This is a genomic window from Halobacterium hubeiense, assembly GCF_001488575.1.
Lineage (GTDB): Archaea > Halobacteriota > Halobacteria > Halobacteriales > Halobacteriaceae > Halobacterium > Halobacterium hubeiense.
The window spans coordinates 96453-114257 of record NZ_LN831302.1 but is presented as its reverse complement, the minus strand read 5'-3'; the positions used below and the strand labels follow the sequence as shown (position 1 = coordinate 114257).

The window sequence follows — 17805 nt, the reverse complement described above, 5'->3', positions numbered from 1 at the left end:
TGGCGGGGCGAAAACAACGGGGAGGGAGGTGTCGGCCGGGCCGCGAGAACGAGCGCTTACGCGCCGGCTTCTTCGAGCGCGTCCTCGAGCTGGTCGCGCTGCGTGACGCCGACGAAGCGTTCGACGACGCCGTCGTCGTCCTCGATGACGACGGTCGGAATCGAGCGCACCTGGTACTCGTTGGCGACGTCCTCGTTCTCGTCGACGTCGATCTTCTCGAAGGTGACGCGGTCGCCGTAGTCCTCCTCGAGGTCCTCGAGGATGGGGTCCTGCGTCTTGCAGGGGCCACACCAGTCGGCGTAGAAGTCCTTGATGGTGACAGTCATCGGTCTGTTTTCCCTTGCCCCGCGCCCCGCATAAGGGTTTCTCACGGGACGACCCTCGCCGCTTCGTTCGGGCCGCGAACCGGGGGGACGCCCACGCCGAGCGCCCCGGTACGGCGCGGCTCGCGGGGCTACAGCGGGCACGCCCGGGTGGACACGAAAGGTTTACGCGGGTTCGGTCCCGACTCGGTCGTATGAGCAGTGGACAGAACTCCGGCGGACTGATGTCCAGCGCAGGGCTGGTCCGGTACTTCGACTCCGAGGACCCGAACGCCATCCGTATCGACCCGCGCTCCGTGGTGGCGACGGGCGCGTTCTTCGGCATCGCCGTCCTCCTCCTCCAGTTCTTCGCGTAGCCCGACCCCGAGAGGCTTTTTCCGCGGCGGTCCGTAGGCCAGTCCATGACTGTCAGCGCCGGCGTCGTCGCCGTGCAGGGGGACGTCTCCGAGCACGCGGACGCCATCCGTCGGGCCGCCGACGAGCACGGGCTGGACGCCGAGGTCACCGAGATTCGGCGCTCGGGGCTCGTCCCGGACTGTGACATCCTGTTGTTGCCGGGCGGGGAGTCGACCGCGATTTCGCGGCTGCTCGCCCGCGAGGGCATCGACGAGGAAGTGAAAGCACACGTCGAGAGCGGGAAGCCAATGCTGGCGACGTGCGCGGGCCTCATCGTCTCCTCGACGGACGCCAACGACGACCGCGTGCAGACGCTGGACCTCGTGGACGCGACGGTGGACCGGAACGCGTTCGGCCGGCAGAAGGACTCCTTCGAGGCGCCGTTGGACGTCGAGGGACTGGACGAGCCGTTCCCCGCGGTGTTCATCCGCGCGCCGCTGGTCGCCGACGTCGGCGCGGACGTGGACGTGCTCGCGGACTGGGAGGGGAACCCGGTCGCGATTCGGGACGGCCCCGTGGTCGGCACGTCGTTCCACCCCGAACTGACGAGTGACTCCCGCATCCACGACTTAGCCTTCTTCCTGAACGAGGAGGCAAGCTTTTGACCGTCCTCACGAAACCATGGCCATGAACGCTCACATCGACGGCGTCCGCGTGGCGGGGACGCCGGACGGCCCGCTGCCGGTCGTGCTCGTCGGCGTCGACGGCGAGGACGACGTGCTCCCCATCTTCGTCGGCTTCGAGGAGGCCACGAGCATCGCGCGCGGGCTGGACGCCACGGACATCGGGCGGCCGCTGACCCACGACCTCACGCTCGACCTCGTGGAGGAGCTGGGCGGCCGCATCGACCACGTCGCCGTCTCGGACGTGGACGGCGGCACGTACTACGCGGACCTCCACGTGGACACACCGCGCGGCGACGCCATCGTGGACGCGCGCCCGAGCGACTCGCTGGCGCTTGCCGCGCGCACGGACGCCCCCATCGAGGTGGACGACGCCGTCTTCGAGGACGGCCGCCGCGACCCCGCGGAGTTCGACGACCTCGACGACATCCGGGAGGTGATGGCGGCGTGAGCGACACCATCCGCGAGCTGTTCGCCGTCATCGAGGACCGCAAAGAGACTCTCCCCGAGGACTCCTACACGGCCGACCTGTTCACCCACGAGAAGGGCGAGAACGCCGCCCTAGAGAAGCTCGGCGAGGAGGCCACGGAGTTCATCCTCGCCGCGAAGGACGGCGACGAGGAGGAACTCGCCCACGAGGGCGCGGACATCGTCTACCACATGCTCGTCGTGCTCGCGCAGAACGACGTGGACGCCGAGGACCTGCTGGACGAACTGGAAGCGCGGCGGTAGTTACGACGCGGCGAGCCAGCCGCCGATTGCGCCCGCGATGGCGCTGTCGATGGCGAGCAGGCCGAAGAAAACCAGCGCTATCGCACCGATACCGAGCCCGAGCAGGCCGACGGGCAGGAGGCCCGTCGCGGAGAACAGCACGCCGAGCACGAGCACGACGACGGCGACGAGGAGGCCGCCGAGCGCGCCCGCGAGGAAGCCGTGGACGACGCCGCCCCAGACGCCGTCGTCGGCCATCCAGCCGGCGACGAAGCCGCCGACAAGACCGGCGGCCGCGTGCCCGACGCCCGGGAGCGCGAACGCGAACACACCCAGTACGAACTCCACGGCGAACCCGGTGAGGACCGCGCGCCAGTTGACCATGCCGGGAGAGAGGTGGGCGACGCCGAAAAGCCTCGCGGGCGGCCGTCGGCGGCGATACGTGCGCTTTTACGTCCCGCGGACCTACTTCGGTGTATGATTTTCGAGAACCTGCCGACGACGCCGACGTCGGAGGAGCTCCTCGACAAGGCGTTCTCGCGGGCGGCTCGGGCGGGCCGCGCGAAGGGCGGCTACGAGGCCCAGGAGTCGATGCTGCAGACGTCGTCGAACATCCTCGGTGACAACCTCCACAACGTCGTGACGGCGTGGCCGGACTTCGACAGCGTGGACCCGTTCTACTACGAGCTCGCGGACGCCGTGCTCCGCCGGGAGTTCGACGACGAGAGGGGGATAGACGCGCTCCGCCAGCACCTCTCCGAGATTTCGTGGGCGGCGAACAAGACCCACGACCTCGGCCGCGAGTACATCGGGAAGCTCCCGCGCGGGGACACCGACGCGATGCGGAAGGTCCGCAAGCAGGGGTTCGCGCGCATGGGCTCCGTGATGGAGCAAATCGACGACGACCTCGATGCCGTGGGGCGCGCCCGCGACGCGCTGAAGGGCCTCCCCGAAATCGACCCGGACGCCCCGACCATCGTGGTCGCAGGCTACCCGAACGTCGGGAAGTCGTCGTTCGTGAACGCGGTGTCGTCGGCGAAAATCGAGACCGCCGAGTACCCGTTCACGACGAAGGGCATCGAGGTCGGCCACTTCGACGTCGAGCGCGTGCGCTGGCAGATCGTGGACACGCCCGGCCTGCTCGACCGGCCGGCCGACGAGCGCAACGAAATCGAGAATCAGGCGGTGTCGGCGCTCGCGCACGCCGGCGACGTCATCCTGTTCTTCCTCGACGCCAGCGAGACCTGCGGGTACATGCTCGAGGACCAGCGCGCGCTCCGCGCGGAGGTCGCCGACCAGTTCGGGGACGTGCCGCTGGTCACCGTCTGCAACAAGGCGGACCTCTCCGAGGACGTGGCGGCGGACTGCTACATGAGCGTCGAGAACGGCGAGGGCGTCCAGGAGACGCTGGACGCGGCGGTGGAAGCGGTCGGCTACGAGCCGACGCTCCCCCACGAGGAGTAGTCAGCCCGACTGCTGGCGGTAGACGTACCTGACTTCCAGCTCGACGTCGTGGTCCGTGGTCGCGCTGACGCGCTCGTCGAGCGCGTCGTAGAGCCCGGGGTAGTCAGCGCCGGGCGGGGCGCCGACGGTGACGACGACGCGCTGTGGCTCGCGCTGAATCAGCCCCTGTTCGTACTCGTAGTTCGTGTCCAGCAGCGCGGCGTCGCCGTACTCGGACTGCGAGAGCACGTCGCCGACGGCGTCGTTAATAGCCTGTTCCTCGGTGGCGGACTGGTAAGACGTGTACGTGACGCCGCCGAGGAACGCCGACAGCACGACGATGGCGACGGCGAGCGCGGCGCCGCGCTTCAGGAGCGCCGAGCGCGCCTGCCCGACCTCGAAGAAGCGCTGGGGGCGGTAGCCCGAGTACCACAGCACGACGAGCGCGGCGAGGTTGATGGAGAGGACGTTCACCATGACGAGCACGCCGGACCCGACGGCGAGCGCCGGGACGCCCCACGCGATGCCGATGCCGACGCTGGCGGCCGGCGGAATCAACGCGACGGCGATGGCGACGCCGACCAGCGCCGACGAGACGCCGGTCATCAGGCTGAACACGCCCGCGACGCCGGCGCCGAGCGCGACCACGAGCGAGAGGAAGTCCGGGCGCAGGCGCTCGCTGACCTCCGACAGCGTCAGCACGTCCAGCCCGGGCGGGACGACGTTCGTGTACTTCACGAAGAACGCGAACGCCGCCGCGCCCACCACGGCGAGCACGACACCGACGAACTGGAGATAGACGCCCCTGCGGAACAGGTCCTCGTCGTCGACGACGGTGCCGACGCTCGCGGACATCGCCGGACCGAGAAGCGGCGCGATGACCATCGAGCCGACGACCGTCGCCGGCGAGTCCAACAGCAGGCCCGCGGTCGCGATGATGGTGCTGACGAGCGTCATCACGACGTACGTCGGTCGGGACGGCGCGAGCTCCTTCGCGCGGGCGACCAGCTCCTCGCGGGCGATTTTGTCGCCGTTCTCCTCCTCCTCGCTGTAGCGGTCTTCGAGGTCGTCGAAGTGCCGGGAGACGACCGTCTCCGCGCTCAACACGACCGTGTAGGCGTCCTCGGAGAGCCCCGCCGAGCGGAGCGCCTCCAGCGCGTCCTCGACGCCCTCGGTGGGTATCGGGAAGTGGACGACGGCGTTGTAGTCGCGACCGCTGGTCTCGTCGCTGACCACGTAGTCGATGCCCTCCTCGTCGAGCGCGTCGAGGACGGCCTCGCGTTTGCCCGTCGGAACGGTCGCCTGAACGAGTCGCACGACCGGGCGTTCACGCGGGCACAAGAAAAGCGTTCAGGGGACGACGCTCAGGCGACGGTCGCGTTGTACGTCACGCGGACGTCCGCGGTGACGGTGACCGGTCCCGACTCCACGGACGTCCCGGAGGCGGCAGCGGCGCCAGCCGAGAGCGCGGCCGACTCGACGCGGTACGCGCGGTAGTCGGTGTTCGTCGAGACGATAGTGTGGGTGTCGGTCACCGAGAGCCCGCCGGCGTCGGCGAGCGTGTCGGCGCGCGTCTCCGCGTTGCCCATCGCGTTCGTCAGCGCGTCCTGGTAGAGGGAATCGCGCTTCTCGTCGGAGAGCGTGAACGAGACGCCGTCCACGCGGTCGGCGCCGTTGTTCACGGCCGTGTCGATGACTTCGCCGGCCGAATCGGTGTCCTCGACGGTGATTTCGAACGCGTGCGTGCCGACGTACTGGCCGCGCTCGATTCCGTCACCGGTCCGCTCGCGCTCCTGACGGATGTCGAAGTGCGCGGTGCGGACGTTCTCAGACGGGACGCCGGACGACTCGAGCGCCGACTGCATCGTCTCGGCGCGCTCGGCAATCTCGTCGCGGACCGCCGAGGAGTCGTTACCGGTGGCCGTCACCGCGACCCGGACGACCGCCTGGTCGGGCGACGCCTCCACGGTGCCGTCCGCGGAGACCGTAATCGACTGTTCGTCGGGCGCCGCCTGACCGGCCGTCGCCGACCCGCTCCCGAGAGTGAGCGCGCCGGCGACGCCAGCAGTCACCACCAGGGCGGTGCCGAGGACCGCGAGCACGAGTGTTTGCTGTCGCATCACACACCACGCTACGACGGGCGACGCCTTCAACCTCGCTCAGAGTGAAACCCGCGTTTGAGCGTGCGCTACCGGACGCGGGACTTAACCCCGCCGACCGGCTACGAACGGTATGTTCGACACCCGCCCCGACCGCAGCGACGAGGTCGTCCTCGTCGGCCGGTCGAACGTCGGCAAGTCCACGCTCATGCGGGAGATTACCGGCCACAGCGTGGCGACCGGCCAGAAGCCCGGCGTCACCCGGAAACCCAACCACTACGACTGGGCCAGCGACGACTTCGTCGTCACCGACCTCCCCGGCTTCGGGTTCATGTCCGGCGTCGAGGACGACGTCCGCGAACGCATCAAGACCGACGTCGTCCGCTACCTGGAGGACAACGCCGACGACATCATGGTCGGCGTGCTCGTCCTCGACGGCAAGGCCGCCGTCGACATCATCGACCGCCACACCAGCGACGACGAGATTCCCCACGTCGTCGAGCTGTTCTACCTCCTCCAGGACCTTGACATCCAGCCGGTCGTCGCCGTCAACAAGATGGACAAAGTAGACGACCGCGACGAACGACTGAACGACGTCGCCGACCGCCTCGGCCTCCACCCCCCGTGGAAGCAGTGGCAGGACACCATCGCCCCCATCGCCGCCAAACACGGCCGCACCAGCGCCTTCGACGACGCCGTCCGGACGCACCTCGACGCCGAGAAACGCGACGACCTCAAGAAGTTCTTCTAGGCGACCTTTTGCGCTGCGGGCGCGCGGAGCGCGCCCTCGACAAAAGCTCGGCCAAAAGCCGTCCTCACCCCTTCGGGGGTTCGTCGGCCTCGCGGCTTCGCCGCGAGTGAACCGCTCGCCTCGGGCTCTCCGAGCCGCGAGGCTCGCGGATGCTTGTTCGTCGGCTGCGTAGGTTCAAGTGAGAGAACGGAGCCAACCGAGCGCGTGACCTGACAGTCGCCGCGGGCCGGCGGACGCGGAACGGCGGCGGACCGGCTCGCGAACTCGAACGCCGCCTGCGAGCTACAGCCGTCGCTGCCTAGTTCTGAGGCGGGCGACTCGGGAGAAAATTCCTCGTCACAAGGGGCTCGGAGGGGGTAACTCCTCGTCACCGTCGCCCGGGAGCGTGGTAGGGGCTCCCGGGAGAAGAGCCTTTCACTCCCAGTCCGCCCAGCGACGGTGTTCGTCGGCGACCCGCTCGACGTCTGCGGAATCGAGTCGCCCCTCCTCGGTGACGACGCCGTCGACGAGGCGCGCGGGAACGACCTCGAAGACGGGGTCGCAGACGTCGAGCTGCGCGTCGCCGTCGTACAGCGACCCGGCTTCGCTGTCGCCGACCGGGTGCGGTTCCAGGGCTACCTTGTCAGCGGCGCAGACGACCAACACCGGAATACCGGCGTCGCGGGCGGCGAGCGCGGCGGCGCGCGTCCCGACCTTGTTGACGACGCGGCCGTCCGGGAAGACGGCGTCCGCGCCGACGAGCACCGCGTCGGCGTCGGCGACCGTCGCGGGAACGTTCGCGTCGCTGGTGAGCGTCACGTCGAAGTCGCCGACGAACGACTCCGCGACAGCAATCCCCTCGCCGCCGGGCCGTGATTCGGCGACGAACACCTGCTCGGAGCGCGCGTGGTAGAGCGCGCGTGGTAGAGCGCGCGTTCGACGGTCCCGGAGCGCGAGAGCGTGAACACCGCGTCGATGTCGTCGAGTTCGCTCGCTACGTTGCTCGCGGCGCGGTCGTCCGCATCGACGGCCTCGCGAGCGACCTCACGGGCCGCGGCTTCGACGCTGTCGGCCGCGCGGTCGGCGGTCGTCACCGCGCGGTTCACGCGATTCCGGACGACCGCCATCCTCGGCTTCGCGTCGCGGAGTCGGCGGGCAGTCTCAGCGACCGCTGGCCAGCCGCCGTCGTCGGCGGCGAGCGCGGCCTCGTCGCGGAGCACGTCGAGCGCGCGCAGCGAGAGGTACGCCGAGCCGTGCTCGTCGTCGCCGGCGACCGTCTCGACGGTCGGCCGCACGGCGTCGTAGGACGTCCAGAGTTCGGGGACGGTGTCGAGCTCCCGGATTTCGGTCGCCGGCACCCACTCGTAGTCGGCGGTCTCCCAGTTCGGGTCGACGTTCCGAGTGTCGCAGTCGAAGAGGTAGGGGTGGACGACCCACGTGCCGTGCTCGGGGTCGGTCACCTCGAAGGGGTCGCCGCGGCGGACGAGCGAGACCGCGTCGTGGAGCCCCGTCTCCTCGGCGATTTCGACGCGGGCCTGCGCGTCCGGGTCGCCCTCGGCGTGGCCGGCGACCGCGCCCCACTGTCCGGGGTAGGAGCCGACGTCGTCGCTGCGTCGCAACAGCAGTACGTCCGGCCCGTTCCGCAGGAAGGCGGTGACGACGTGCGTTGGCACATGGGGAACTGGGAGCGCCAGCGGCTTGAACGTAGTCCAGCGTGTCCGGTACCGCCGGGGCTTTTGTCGGTGGCGTCGAAGCCCGGGTATGCACGCGTTCGCGGTGCCGGAGTTCCCGGAGGTGCGTTCGGACGACAGCCTCGCCGACCTCGTCGCCGAGCGCGCCGACCTAGAGGACGGCGACGTGGTCTGCGTCGCGAGCACGATCGTCTCGAAGGCTGAGGGGCGGACGGCGTCACTGGCGGACTACCCGGCGGGGCCGCGCGCCCGGGAAATCGCCGTCCGGTTGGCGGACGCCACGGGCGAGCAGAAGGACCCGCGGTTCGCGCAGGCGGTCCTCGAGGAGTCCGTGGACTTGCTGATGGAGGCGCCGTTCCTGTTGACGGAGACGCCGTTCGGCCACGTCGGCGTGAACGCCGGCATCGACCGGTCGAACACGGGCGGCGCCGAACTACTGTTGCTCCCGGAGCGACCGTCGGAGAGCGCCGAGCGCATCCGCGAGGGCTTGGATGCGGACGTCGCGGTCGTCGTGACCGACACGTCGGGGCGGCCGTTCCGGCACGGCCAGCGCGGCGTCGCGCTCGGCTGGGCGGGAATGCCCGCGTCCCGGGACTGGCGCGGAGAGACCGATCGCGACGGCCACGAGCTCGAAGTGACCGTCGAGAGCGTGGTGGACGAGCTCGCGGCGACCGCGAACCTCGTCTCCGGGGAGGGCGACGGCGGCACGCCCGTCGTCGTCGTCCGGGAGTTCGAGTTCGGCGACCACGAGGGCAGCGAGGCGCTGTACCGCGAGATAGACGGTGACTTCGTGCGGCAGGCGCTCCGGGGGTGGGAGTATGCGCGGAATTGAGCTGACGCCCGAGATTCCGGTCTCGGAGGTCGCAGACCTCGCGTCGCGGGCGGAGTCAGTGGGCTTCGACGCGGTGTTCGCGTCGTGTCATTACAACAACCGCGACCCGGCAATCGCGCTCGACCAAATGGCGGCCGCGACCGAGACCGTGCAACTCGGTCCGGGGGTGGCGAACCCCTACGACACCCACCCCGTGAAGCTCGCGTCGCAGGTCGCGACCCTCGACGAGGTGAGCGGCGGGCGCGCGATGCTGGGGCTGGGTGCTGGCGACGCCTCGACGCTCCGCAATCTCGGCGTCGAGCGGGAGAAGCCGCTGCGGCGGGTGCTGGAGGCGATGAAAGTCTCGCAGGACCTGTGGGCGGGCGAGCGCGTGGATCACGACGGGACGTTCGTCGCGCGGGACGCGGGCCTGAACTACGAGGTCGGCGAGATTCCGGTGTACGTGGGCGCGCAGGGCCCGCACATGCTCCGGATGGCCGGCAAGCACGCCGACGGCGTGCTGGTGAACGCGAGCCACGAGAAGGACCTCGCGTGGTCGGCCGACCGCGTCGCGGAGGGAGAAGCGGACCGCGTGGTGGACGGCGACGTGGACGTGGCGGCGTTCGCGTCGGTGTCCATCGCCGAGGACGCTGACGCCGCGCTGGAGGCCGCGCGGCCGCCGGTCGCGTTCATCGCGGCGGGCGCGGCGCCGCCCGTACTGGAGCGCCACGGCATCGACGCCGAGCGCGCCAGCGACATCGGCGACGCCATCGAGGCCGGCGAGTTCTCGGCGGCGTTCGAGCAGGTGACCGACGGGATGCTGGAGGCGTTCTGCATCGCGGGCGACCCCGGGGACGTCGCCGAGCAGTTGGCGGCGGTCGGCGAGCACGTCGACAGCGTGGTAGCGGCGTCGCCGCTCGGTCCCGACCGGGAGAAGGCGGTGTCGCTGCTCGCGGACGCGTTCGATTCGGCGGGCGTCTAGGGCTGGCGCTGGGTCGCGGTGTCCGGGACCAGCGACTCGGCGAGCGCGCCGAGCGCGAGCGCGCCGAAGCCGCCGGCGGAGAGCGTGACGATGGCGCCGCCGAGGAGGACGAGCGCAGCGGAGAGCGGGTCCGTGCTGGCGGCGGTGACGATGTTCTCGACGAGCGAGACGGCGTTGTCGATGAACCAGACCATATGCGGTCGTGTGTGAGCTGGTACCTTAGATGCTCCGGGACGGTTATGTCGGTCGCCCCCGAATTCGGGGGCGTGTCCGACGACGCCACGCTCGATGCGTTCGCCCGAGCGGACGACGAACGGGAATCGGACGATGACGCCGACGAGCCGGCCGCGACGCCGGTGACGAGTTCGTGGAGCGACGCGTCGGTCTGTGCGGCCTGCGGCGAGGCCGCACAGCGGCGCTGGCTGGACGACGGCGAGTTCGTGTGCGCGGCCTGTAAGCGCTGGTCGTGAACCGGCATTGTCGTGTGTGACCGAGAAACAGACAAGTGACACGTGGCGAGCGGAAGCCCACCCTTTCAGGGGTGGGAGGATGTCAAAACTGACGACGCCCGGTGCTCGCACACCATAACAGACGCACACGACACCCACACGGTCACCGATTCGCGGGGTGGCGCGACGACCGCGATGTCGGTCCCGGACGCCAGCGACCTCACGGCGTCGCTGACCGCGGGTCGGTGTGCTTCAACCCGACGCCCAGCGACGAACGAACGAGCGCCGAACAGGCGGGTGTCGCGGCGGGCAGCGAGGCCGGGACGTGGACGCCGCCGAAGCGAGGCGGCTCGCGCGGTCGCTGGCCGCCGAAAACAGCCGCCTGCCCGGTCCTCGGCGATAGTGTTTAATAGGCGGATTTCGTACGCACACGTGTAATGTCTGAGGTGTGCTCGACGTGCGGGTTGCCCGAGGAACTCTGCGTCTGCGAGGACGTCGCCAAAGAGTCCCAGCAAATCGAGATCCGCATCGACGAGCGACGCTACGGAAAGGAAGTTACCGTCATCGAAGGATTCGATCCCAACGACGTCGACCTCGACAGCCTGTCGTCGGACCTCAAGTCGAAGTTCGCGTGCGGCGGCACCGTCGAGGACGGCGAAATCGAACTCCAAGGCAACCACTCGGGGCGCGTGGAGGACTTCCTCCGCGACAAGGGCTTCAACGTCGCCTAACCCGCGCGTCGACGACCACCGCTTCTCTCTCAGTGTTCGCGTCGCCGAGCCGCACGGCTCCGCAGTACAGCTACCGCAGGAGGAGCGCCAGCGTTCAGAACGGGGATTCGGTCGCGGACTCGGTGTCCGGCCCCTCGTCGCGGTCGTCGGCGACGACGTCGCCGTCCCAGCCGGTGATGCCGCTGGCGAGGCTCTCGACGCGCGCGTCCTCGGCGAGGCCCTCGTAGGACTTGATGAGCCGGGCGGCCTGCTGGCTGGCCTGCCCGTGTGGGCAGACGGTGACGACGCGGTCGGCGCCCTCTAGCTGGTCGACGGACTGCGGGAGTTCGGAGAAGGGGATGTTCTCGCTGTCCGGGATGTGGCCGCGCTCGAAGGCCGCCCGCTGGCGGATGTCGACGACGCGGACGTCCTCCCCGTCGTCGAGGAGCGCTTCGAGTTCGTCGGCGGAAATCTCGCCGTCCATGTCCCTCCGGTGGGTCTGTGCGGAGTTACGGCTTGCGGTCGTGGAACTTAGAGGTAGCCGTCGGCCCGCGCGAGCAGCAGGCCCTCGATGGTGGCGTCGTTGGCGGGCGGCTCGCGGGCCACCGACAGCGCCTCCTCGACGGGCACGCGCTCGACGGAGAGAAACTCGTTGTCGTCGAGGTCGCGCCCCACCTCCGTCAGCCCCTCCGCGAAGACGATGCCGCGCTGGTGGCGGAGCACGCCGGTCGCCGTCCAGAACGATTCGAGGAAGTGGACGTCGTCGGCGTCGTAGCCGGTCTCCTCGCGGAGTTCGCGGCGGCCAGCGGAGACGTACGACTCGCGGTTCGGGGTCGGTGCGACATCCTCCGTTTCTTCACTCGATTCTTCCACGATGCCCGCCACCAACTCCATGCACTGCTCGCGAATCGTCGGCCGGTACTGGTCGACGAACAACACGTCCCCGTCGTCGACGGCGACGACGACGACCGCGGGCGGCAGTTGTGCCCAGTAGTAGTCTTTCAGCGAGCCGTCGGGCTGCTCGACGCGGTCGTAGCCGCCGTCGTACCAGCTGGTCTCGTACTCAGTCACGGCGTCGACGACCGGCCAGTCGTGGTCGCGCATGGGCGACCGTACGCGCTCACCCACAAAGCCTCCGGGGGACTCGGCGCGGCCGGGAACAGCCTTTTCCCTCCGAGGGGCGGACGAACACGCGAGATGAGTGGGGGAGACCTCTCGGAGACGGCGGGCCGCTACCTCAGCGCCATCCTGCTGGTGTCCGCCCGCGAGGACCGCCCGGCGAAGACCGGCGAGGTCGCCGACCGGCTCGACGTCGACCCCGCGACCGTCACCGAACGCGTGAACGACTTCGCGGAGCGCGGGCTCGTCGACTACGAGCGCTACGAGGGCGCGACGCTCACCGGCGACGGCGAGACCGTCACGCGCGAACTCATGTGGAAGCGGTGTCTCGTGGAGAACTTCACGAGCGACGACCTCGACCTCGACGGCGTCGACTCGGACGCCATCGGCGGCGTGCTCTCCGACGACGCCGCTCGCGCGCTCAAGCGCCACATCGACCACCCCTGCACGGGACGGTGTTCGGCGCCGGACGCGGACTTCGCGGAGTGTTGCTCGGACTACCAGGTGTCGCGGTAGTCAGAGGACCGGCTCGTAGAACTCGCTGAACGCGATGCGGCGCAGCGTCGCGACGGCGGCGTCGGGCTCGTTCTGGAACGTCGTTGCCACCAGCGCGTCCGAGAACGGCACGTAGTGCCACGCGGCGCGGTCTACGTCGCTACTTCCGTTCTCGTGGACCTCGGCGTCGGGGTGGTCGGCTTTCGCGGTTTCGAACTCCTCGTAGTCGCCGACTTCGACCTGCAGGAGTGAGGCGAACATGGCTTCGCGGGTGGCGCCCACGACGTCGCTGGTGACGCGCTCGTCGTACTCCTCCTTGGAGAGTTCCATCGCGCGAGCGACCTCGCGGGTGACTGTCTGTGCGGCCGGCCCCACGCCCTCGAAGCGCTCGCGGACCGCGGCTTCTGTCGCGGGCGCGAGCACGCCACGCGTCTCTGTCATGCGCGGACGAACAGTCTGGACGCCCTACTGGGTTTCGGAGTCGTCGTCGCCGTCCTCGGGGTCGGGGCTCGCCAGCGACGACTCGTGGAGCTGCTCGGTGAGCTCCTGTGCGTCGTCGAGAATCGCGGCCGCCTCCCCGGAGAGGTCGGCGTCGCCGTGCTGTTCGACGGCGGGCATCTCGTGGCCGTGGTGCTCGGTCACCGTCTCCGTGTCCGTCTCCTCGGCGTGCTCGGTCACGTCGGGCGCCAGCGACTCGGGGTCGCGGTCCTCCCAGTCCGGCACGGTCTCGTCGAGCCACGCCTCGTGGTCGCCGCCCCGCACCAGCGCCGTGAACGCGAGGTGGTTCGCGAGGTGTTCGCCGTCGGCTTCCTCGACGCCGCAGACCGGACACTCGTAGCCCATGCCGGAGAGATGGGGCTACCGCCTAAAACGCGTCACGGTCTTCGAGGTTCGCGACGAGTACGTAGGCGTCCTCGCCGTCCGAGTAGTACTGGGGGAGCGTCCGCAGGTACTCGAAGCCGTGTTTCTCGTAGAGGTTCATCGCGGCGTCGTTGCTCTGCCGGACTTCGAGTTTCACGCTGCGGACGCCCTGCCCGCCGAGCGCGGACAGCGACCGCCGCAGCAGCGCCGCGCCGATGCCCTCGCCGCGGCTGTCCGGGCGGACCGCGATGTCCTTGACGTGGCCAAGCGGCTGGCGGTGGTTCGGAATCGTGTCCGCGACCACGTACCCCGTGATTTCGCCGTTCGCGGCGACGGGGCCGCCGGTCTCGCTGACGAGGAACGCCGGCGTCCCGACCTGTCGCTCGAACGCCGAGTACGGCCACGGCTGGTCGAACACCTCCTTCTCGATGCCGAACACGTCCAGCAGGTCCGCGCGGGTCGCCTGCCGGATGGCCGTGTCGGAGCCTCGCGGGGCGACGGTCGTCACGTGCCACCCTAGGCACACCGCGGATAAAGGCGCTGTGGCAGGCGAAGTCCACGCGCCGCTGTCGGGTCGCGAAAGAAAGGAGAGAGAGAATCGAGGCGCTTAGTCGTCGGCGGAGCTCGTCGCGCCGCTGTCGCCGTGGCGCTGCTTCGTCAGCGAGAGCTTCCCGCCGGCCGCGAGCGTGCGGCGCTCGCGCTCGGACGCGTCGAGGTAGGCGGTCGCCTCCCAGTCGTCGTTCACGCGGATGGTGAACTCCTCCTGGCCGGACTCGACGCCCGCGCGGGCGTCGTCGACGATTTCGACGTCGTCGCCCTGCTCGATGCGCTCGTAGGTCTCCTCGTCGATGGTGAGCGGAATCAGGCCGAAGTTGAACAGGTTGGCCTTGTGGATGCGCGCGAAGCTCTGTGCGAGCACCGCTTCCACGCCGAGGAACATCGGGCACATCGCCGCGTGCTCGCGAGAGGAACCCTGACCGTAGTTCTCGCCCGCGACGAGCACGCTGCTACCGGCGTTCTTCGCGCGCTCGGCGAACGTGTCGTCGATGCGCGAGAGCGTGAACTCCGAGAGCCGCTCGATGTTCGAGCGGAACTTCAGGATGTCGGAGGTCGCCGGGATGATGTGGTCCGTCGTGATGTTGTCGCCCATCTTCAGGAGCGTCTCGCCGGAGACGTCCTCGTCGATGGGGTCCTTGACGGGCACACTGGAGATGTTCGGGCCCTTGATGAGCTCGTCGTCGATGGCCTCGTCGGGCGTGATGATGTCGGGGTCGTCCGCGCCGTAGCCCGCGGAGTACTTGTCCGCGAGCTCGAAGCCGGGCGCTTCGAGGTCGCCGAGCTCGTCGGCGAGGTCGCGCGGGTCCACGATCTCGCCGGCGATGGCCGCCGCGGTGGCGACTTCCGGCGAGCAGAGGTACACCGAGTCGTCCTCGATGCCCGAGCGGCCCTCGAAGTTCCGGTTGAACGTCCGCAGCGAGACGGAATCACTGGCCGGAACGTGGCCGATGCCGATACAGGCGCCGCAGGTCGCCTCGGAGAAGTTGACGCCGGCCGCCATCATCTCGGCGGTCCAGCCCTCGCGGGCGAGCATCTCGGAGGCCTGCTTGGAGCCGGGCGCGACAATCATCTCGGTGCCGGCGTTGACCTGACGGCCTTCCAGCATCTTCGCCGACGGGAGGATGTCCTCGTAGGCGCCGTTCGTACAGGAGCCGACGATGACCTGCTCGACCTGTTCGCCCTCGACCTCGCGGACGGGGACGACCTCGTCGGGCATGGACGGCTTCGAGACGAGCGGTTCGAGGTCCGAGAGGTCGACGACGATTTCGTCGGCGTACTCGGCGTCCTCGTCGGGGCCGAGGTCGACGAACTCGTCCTCGCGGTCGAACTGCGCGAGCCACTCCTCGGTCTTCTCGTCGGTCGGGAAGATGGAGGAGGTGGCGCCCAGTTCGGTGCCCATGTTCGTGATGGTGGTGCGCTCGGGCACCGAGAGCGTCTCCACGCCCGGACCCGTGTACTCGAGCACCTTGCCGACGCCGCCCTTCACGGAGAGGCGACGGAGGAGCTCGAGGATGACGTCCTTGGCGGTGGCCCACTCGGGGAGCTCGCCTTCGAGGCGGACGTTGACGACTTCCGGCATCTCGACGTGGTAGGCGCCGCCGCCCATCGCCACGGCGATGTCGATGCCACCGGCGCCGATGGCGAGCTGACCGAGCCCGCCGGGGGTCGGCGTGTGGCTGTCAGAACCGAGGAGCGTCTTGCCGGGCGCGGCGAAGTTCTCCTTGTGGACGTTGTGACAGATGCCGTTCCCGGGCCGGGAGAAGTACGCGCCGTACGTCCCCGCGGCCGAGCGCAGGAAGCGGTGGTCGTCGGTGTTCTTGAAGTCGAACTGATAAGTCTGGTGGTCGCAGTACTGGGCCGCGAGCTCGGTCTGGACTTCGTCCATCTCGAGGGCCTCGAACTGCAGCCAGACCATCGTCCCAGTGGTGTCCTGGGAGAGCGTCTGGTCGATCTCGATCCCGATTTCCTCACCGGGAACGAGGTCGCCCTCGACGAGGTGGTCGTCGAGGATTTTTTCCGTGAGCGTCTGTCCCATAGCGTCCGAAGATGCACCTTCGAAGATTATAAATCCCGCGTGTTTCAGGAACGGCGTATTCGCCTTATACGCGGGCTAAGTCCTTATTTGCACAGTGTGAACGACCCACACGATTCGCGGGTCGCTCGTCACTCGTACTCGGTGACCGTGAGCGTGTAGTCACCGCTCCCCGAGTAGGAGTCCACGAGCGCGTGGAGGTCCGTGGACGCGTCCGGGTCGTCGATGGAGATGGTCTCCTGGGAGTTGGTCGTCCACGAGCGGCGGTCGTAGTCCGAGGTGGTCGGGCACGCGTCCACGCCCGTGGTCGCGTAGAGGTCGAAGTCCGCGTCGGACGGCCCGGAGAGTTCGAGGACGACGCGGCTCGGGCTGTCGTACTCGAAGGCGTACGTGTGACACGTGCTTCCCCAGTAGTTCAGCGACCCGGAGACGGTCGTCGACGTCGAACCGCCGTCGCCGCCACCACCGCCACCACCGCCCCCGCCGGAACCGGGTTCGGTGGTGACGGCGTTGCCGACGTCGACGCGCCCCGCGCCCTGCTCGTCGCCGGAGAGGCCGACATCAACGGCGGTCGCCTTCAGGTGGTCGCGAAGTTCGGCGTTCGTAAGGTCGTACTGCGCGAGCGTCAGACCCGCGACCCCCGCGACCACGGGCGTCGCCATCGACGTCCCCGAGATGGAGTCGTAGCCGTCGTCGGTCCACGTCGAGAGGACGTTCGTCCCCGGGGCCGCGAGTTCGATGTTCGAGCCGTAGTTCGAGTACGACGCCAGCGTCTCGTCGGGGTCGAGCGCGCTCACCGCGAGACACTCGCTGTACGCCGCCGGGTAGGAGACGGAGCCCTGCCCGTCGTTGCCCGCCGCAGCGACGACGAGCGCGCCGTTGTCCGCGGCGTAGGAGACGGCGTTCTTCATCGTGTTCGTGTACCCGCCGCCGCCCAGCGAGAGGTTCACGACGTCCGCGCCCTGGTCGACCGCCCACGTCACGGCGTCAGCGATGTCCGACGTCGAGCCCGAGCCCTGCTCGGAGAGCGCGCGCCCGGAGAGCAGCTGGAGTTGCCGATGCCGGTGACGCCCTCGCCGTTGTCGGTCTCGGCGGCCGCGATGCCGCCGACGTGCGTGCCGTGGTACTCGTCGGCCATGCTGTCCGGGTACGGGTCGCCGTCGTCGTCCACGAAGTCCCGGCCGTAGTTCGAGACGGAGCCGTCCATGTTCCCGTCGAGGTCCGGGTGGTCGTACTTGACGCCCTGATCGACGACGCCGACGGTCACGGACGCGTCCCCGAACGTGACGTCCCACGCGTCGGGCGCGTTCACCTGCTGGTCGGCGTACTGGTCGCCGTACCGCGGGTCGTTGGGCGCGACCTGCGCCTGCAGTTCGACGTTCTGCTCGACGTACTTCACCGCGTCCGCGGCTTCGAGGCGCTCGCGGAAGTTCTCGTGAGCGGGCTCGGCGGCGTTCTCCGGCAGCCCGACGACGGTCGTGTTCAGCGTCTCGTTGCTGTCGAGGGCCTGCTCGCGGCCCTTCAGGTGCTGTTTCACGTACCCCTTCGGGTCGTCCTCGGTCGCGGAGACGCCGACGATGTACTCGCGGCGCTCCGGGCCGTTTCCGTTGCCGTTCCCCTTGCCGGGCGCGGCCGACGCCGCGCCGACCAGCGCTACTGTTCCGGCTGCCGCTGCCCCCAGGAAGCCGCGTCGCGTCAGGTTGGTATTGTCAGCCATACCACCCAACCGAGCTACCGTTTAGACTTAAAATTTTTCTAGTTCTTACCTACAA

24 protein-coding genes and 1 pseudogene are annotated in these 17805 nt (G+C 69.2%); 11 read left to right on the top strand and 14 right to left on the bottom strand.

Features of this window, described 5'->3' with window-relative positions:
• Nucleotides 1-56: 56 nt before the first annotated feature.
• Nucleotides 57-326, bottom strand: a complete 270-nt coding sequence (gene trxA / locus HHUB_RS00595) for a thioredoxin (RefSeq protein WP_059055243.1) — start codon at nt 324-326, stop codon at nt 57-59.
• Between the two features lie 191 nt (nt 327-517).
• On the opposite strand from trxA, the gene HHUB_RS00590 reads away from it, so the two are divergent.
• From HHUB_RS00590 to hisE, 4 genes are read left to right on the top strand one after another with little or no spacing between them, the layout of a single operon-like run.
• Nucleotides 518-679: a preprotein translocase subunit Sec61beta gene (locus HHUB_RS00590; RefSeq protein ID WP_059055241.1), complete on the top strand. Its 162-nt coding sequence runs from the start codon at nt 518-520 to the stop codon at nt 677-679.
• A gap of 45 nt (nt 680-724) precedes the next feature.
• A complete protein-coding gene (gene pdxT, locus HHUB_RS00585; protein ID WP_059055239.1) occupies nt 725-1324 on the top strand; it encodes a pyridoxal 5'-phosphate synthase glutaminase subunit PdxT in 600 nt (199 codons plus the stop codon).
• A 22-nt stretch (nt 1325-1346) separates the two neighbouring features.
• Nucleotides 1347-1793: a bifunctional nuclease family protein gene (locus HHUB_RS00580; RefSeq protein ID WP_059055238.1), complete on the top strand. Its 447-nt coding sequence runs from the start codon at nt 1347-1349 to the stop codon at nt 1791-1793.
• The gene (hisE, locus tag HHUB_RS00575) at nt 1790-2074 is read left to right on the top strand and encodes a phosphoribosyl-ATP diphosphatase (protein ID WP_059055236.1); all 285 of its coding nucleotides are present in this window, start codon (nt 1790-1792) and stop codon (nt 2072-2074) included. Before HHUB_RS00580 ends, hisE begins: the two co-directional genes overlap by 4 nt.
• Here the strand turns inward: hisE and HHUB_RS00570 are convergent, their stop codons facing one another.
• Nucleotides 2075-2437, bottom strand: a complete 363-nt coding sequence (locus tag HHUB_RS00570; RefSeq protein ID WP_059055233.1) for a DUF5518 domain-containing protein — start codon at nt 2435-2437, stop codon at nt 2075-2077.
• A gap of 93 nt (nt 2438-2530) precedes the next feature.
• On the opposite strand from HHUB_RS00570, the gene HHUB_RS00565 reads away from it, so the two are divergent.
• Complete coding sequence (locus HHUB_RS00565) at nt 2531-3517, top strand: NOG1 family protein (RefSeq protein ID WP_059055232.1); 987 nt, start codon at nt 2531-2533, stop codon at nt 3515-3517.
• Here HHUB_RS00565 and HHUB_RS00560 read toward each other — a convergent pair whose 3' ends face one another.
• On the bottom strand, nt 3518-4813 hold the full coding sequence (locus HHUB_RS00560; protein ID WP_059055230.1) for a TIGR00341 family protein: 1296 nt from the start codon (nt 4811-4813) through the stop codon (nt 3518-3520). It lies immediately after the preceding gene.
• A gap of 47 nt (nt 4814-4860) precedes the next feature.
• On the bottom strand, nt 4861-5616 hold the full coding sequence (locus HHUB_RS00555; protein ID WP_059055228.1) for an SIMPL domain-containing protein: 756 nt from the start codon (nt 5614-5616) through the stop codon (nt 4861-4863).
• Between the two features lie 112 nt (nt 5617-5728).
• Here HHUB_RS00555 and engB point away from each other — a divergent pair, with 112 nt between their 5' ends.
• Complete coding sequence (engB, locus tag HHUB_RS00550) at nt 5729-6346, top strand: GTP-binding protein EngB (RefSeq protein WP_059055226.1); 618 nt, start codon at nt 5729-5731, stop codon at nt 6344-6346.
• A gap of 414 nt (nt 6347-6760) precedes the next feature.
• On the opposite strand, the gene HHUB_RS17565 is transcribed toward engB, so the two are convergent.
• Complete coding sequence (locus tag HHUB_RS17565) at nt 6761-7216, bottom strand: eIF2B alpha/beta/delta subunit family protein (protein WP_337589476.1); 456 nt, start codon at nt 7214-7216, stop codon at nt 6761-6763.
• Nucleotides 7141-7998 carry an NUDIX domain-containing protein gene (locus HHUB_RS00545; RefSeq protein ID WP_337589475.1) on the bottom strand — a complete coding sequence of 286 codons (858 nt, stop codon included), beginning with the start codon at nt 7996-7998 and terminating at the stop codon, nt 7141-7143. Before HHUB_RS00545 ends, HHUB_RS17565 begins: the two co-directional genes overlap by 76 nt.
• A gap of 88 nt (nt 7999-8086) precedes the next feature.
• Between HHUB_RS00545 and HHUB_RS00540 the strand changes: the two genes are divergently transcribed.
• Both HHUB_RS00540 and HHUB_RS00535 read left to right on the top strand, forming a co-directional pair.
• Nucleotides 8087-8848 carry a coenzyme F420-0:L-glutamate ligase gene (locus tag HHUB_RS00540; RefSeq protein WP_059055224.1) on the top strand — a complete coding sequence of 254 codons (762 nt, stop codon included), beginning with the start codon at nt 8087-8089 and terminating at the stop codon, nt 8846-8848.
• Nucleotides 8835-9809: a 5,10-methylenetetrahydromethanopterin reductase gene (locus tag HHUB_RS00535; protein ID WP_059055222.1), complete on the top strand. Its 975-nt coding sequence runs from the start codon at nt 8835-8837 to the stop codon at nt 9807-9809. Before HHUB_RS00540 ends, HHUB_RS00535 begins: the two co-directional genes overlap by 14 nt.
• Here the strand turns inward: HHUB_RS00535 and HHUB_RS00530 are convergent.
• Nucleotides 9806-10003, bottom strand: a complete 198-nt coding sequence (locus HHUB_RS00530; protein ID WP_059055220.1) for a hypothetical protein — start codon at nt 10001-10003, stop codon at nt 9806-9808. The genes HHUB_RS00535 and HHUB_RS00530 overlap by 4 nt on opposite strands.
• A 72-nt stretch (nt 10004-10075) precedes the next feature.
• Between HHUB_RS00530 and HHUB_RS00525 the strand changes: the two genes are divergently transcribed.
• Entirely contained in the window at nt 10076-10279 is a 204-nt protein-coding gene (locus HHUB_RS00525) for a DUF7573 domain-containing protein (protein ID WP_082687249.1), read from the top strand.
• 416 nt (nt 10280-10695) lie between these two features.
• Nucleotides 10696-10989, top strand: coding sequence for a stress response translation initiation inhibitor YciH (gene yciH / locus HHUB_RS00520; RefSeq protein ID WP_058980746.1), 294 nt, complete (start codon nt 10696-10698; stop codon nt 10987-10989).
• A gap of 94 nt (nt 10990-11083) precedes the next feature.
• On the opposite strand, the gene HHUB_RS00515 is transcribed toward yciH, so the two are convergent.
• Nucleotides 11084-11452, bottom strand: coding sequence for a rhodanese-like domain-containing protein (locus tag HHUB_RS00515; RefSeq protein ID WP_059055216.1), 369 nt, complete (start codon nt 11450-11452; stop codon nt 11084-11086).
• 47 nt (nt 11453-11499) lie between these two features.
• Nucleotides 11500-12072 carry an NUDIX hydrolase gene (locus tag HHUB_RS00510; protein ID WP_059055214.1) on the bottom strand — a complete coding sequence of 191 codons (573 nt, stop codon included), beginning with the start codon at nt 12070-12072 and terminating at the stop codon, nt 11500-11502.
• 93 nt (nt 12073-12165) lie between these two features.
• Here HHUB_RS00510 and HHUB_RS00505 point away from each other — a divergent pair, with 93 nt between their 5' ends.
• A complete protein-coding gene (locus HHUB_RS00505) occupies nt 12166-12603 on the top strand; it encodes a metal-dependent transcriptional regulator (RefSeq protein ID WP_059055212.1) in 438 nt (145 codons plus the stop codon).
• Here HHUB_RS00505 and HHUB_RS00500 read toward each other — a convergent pair whose 3' ends face one another.
• From HHUB_RS00500 to HHUB_RS00480, 5 genes and pseudogenes are all read right to left on the bottom strand, one after another.
• The gene (locus HHUB_RS00500; RefSeq protein ID WP_059055210.1) at nt 12604-13023 is read right to left on the bottom strand and encodes a DUF5809 family protein; all 420 of its coding nucleotides are present in this window, start codon (nt 13021-13023) and stop codon (nt 12604-12606) included. It abuts the gene before it with no gap.
• Between the two features lie 24 nt (nt 13024-13047).
• On the bottom strand, nt 13048-13425 hold the full coding sequence (locus HHUB_RS00495; RefSeq protein ID WP_059055208.1) for a DUF5810 domain-containing protein: 378 nt from the start codon (nt 13423-13425) through the stop codon (nt 13048-13050).
• Between the two features lie 22 nt (nt 13426-13447).
• On the bottom strand, nt 13448-13951 hold the full coding sequence (rimI, locus tag HHUB_RS00490; protein WP_059055206.1) for a ribosomal protein S18-alanine N-acetyltransferase: 504 nt from the start codon (nt 13949-13951) through the stop codon (nt 13448-13450).
• Between the two features lie 99 nt (nt 13952-14050).
• On the bottom strand, nt 14051-16036 hold the full coding sequence (locus tag HHUB_RS00485; protein WP_059055204.1) for an aconitate hydratase: 1986 nt from the start codon (nt 16034-16036) through the stop codon (nt 14051-14053).
• Between the two features lie 128 nt (nt 16037-16164).
• Nucleotides 16165-17750: pseudogene (locus HHUB_RS00480) on the bottom strand (S8 family serine peptidase).
• Between the last annotated feature and the right edge of the window lie 55 nt (nt 17751-17805).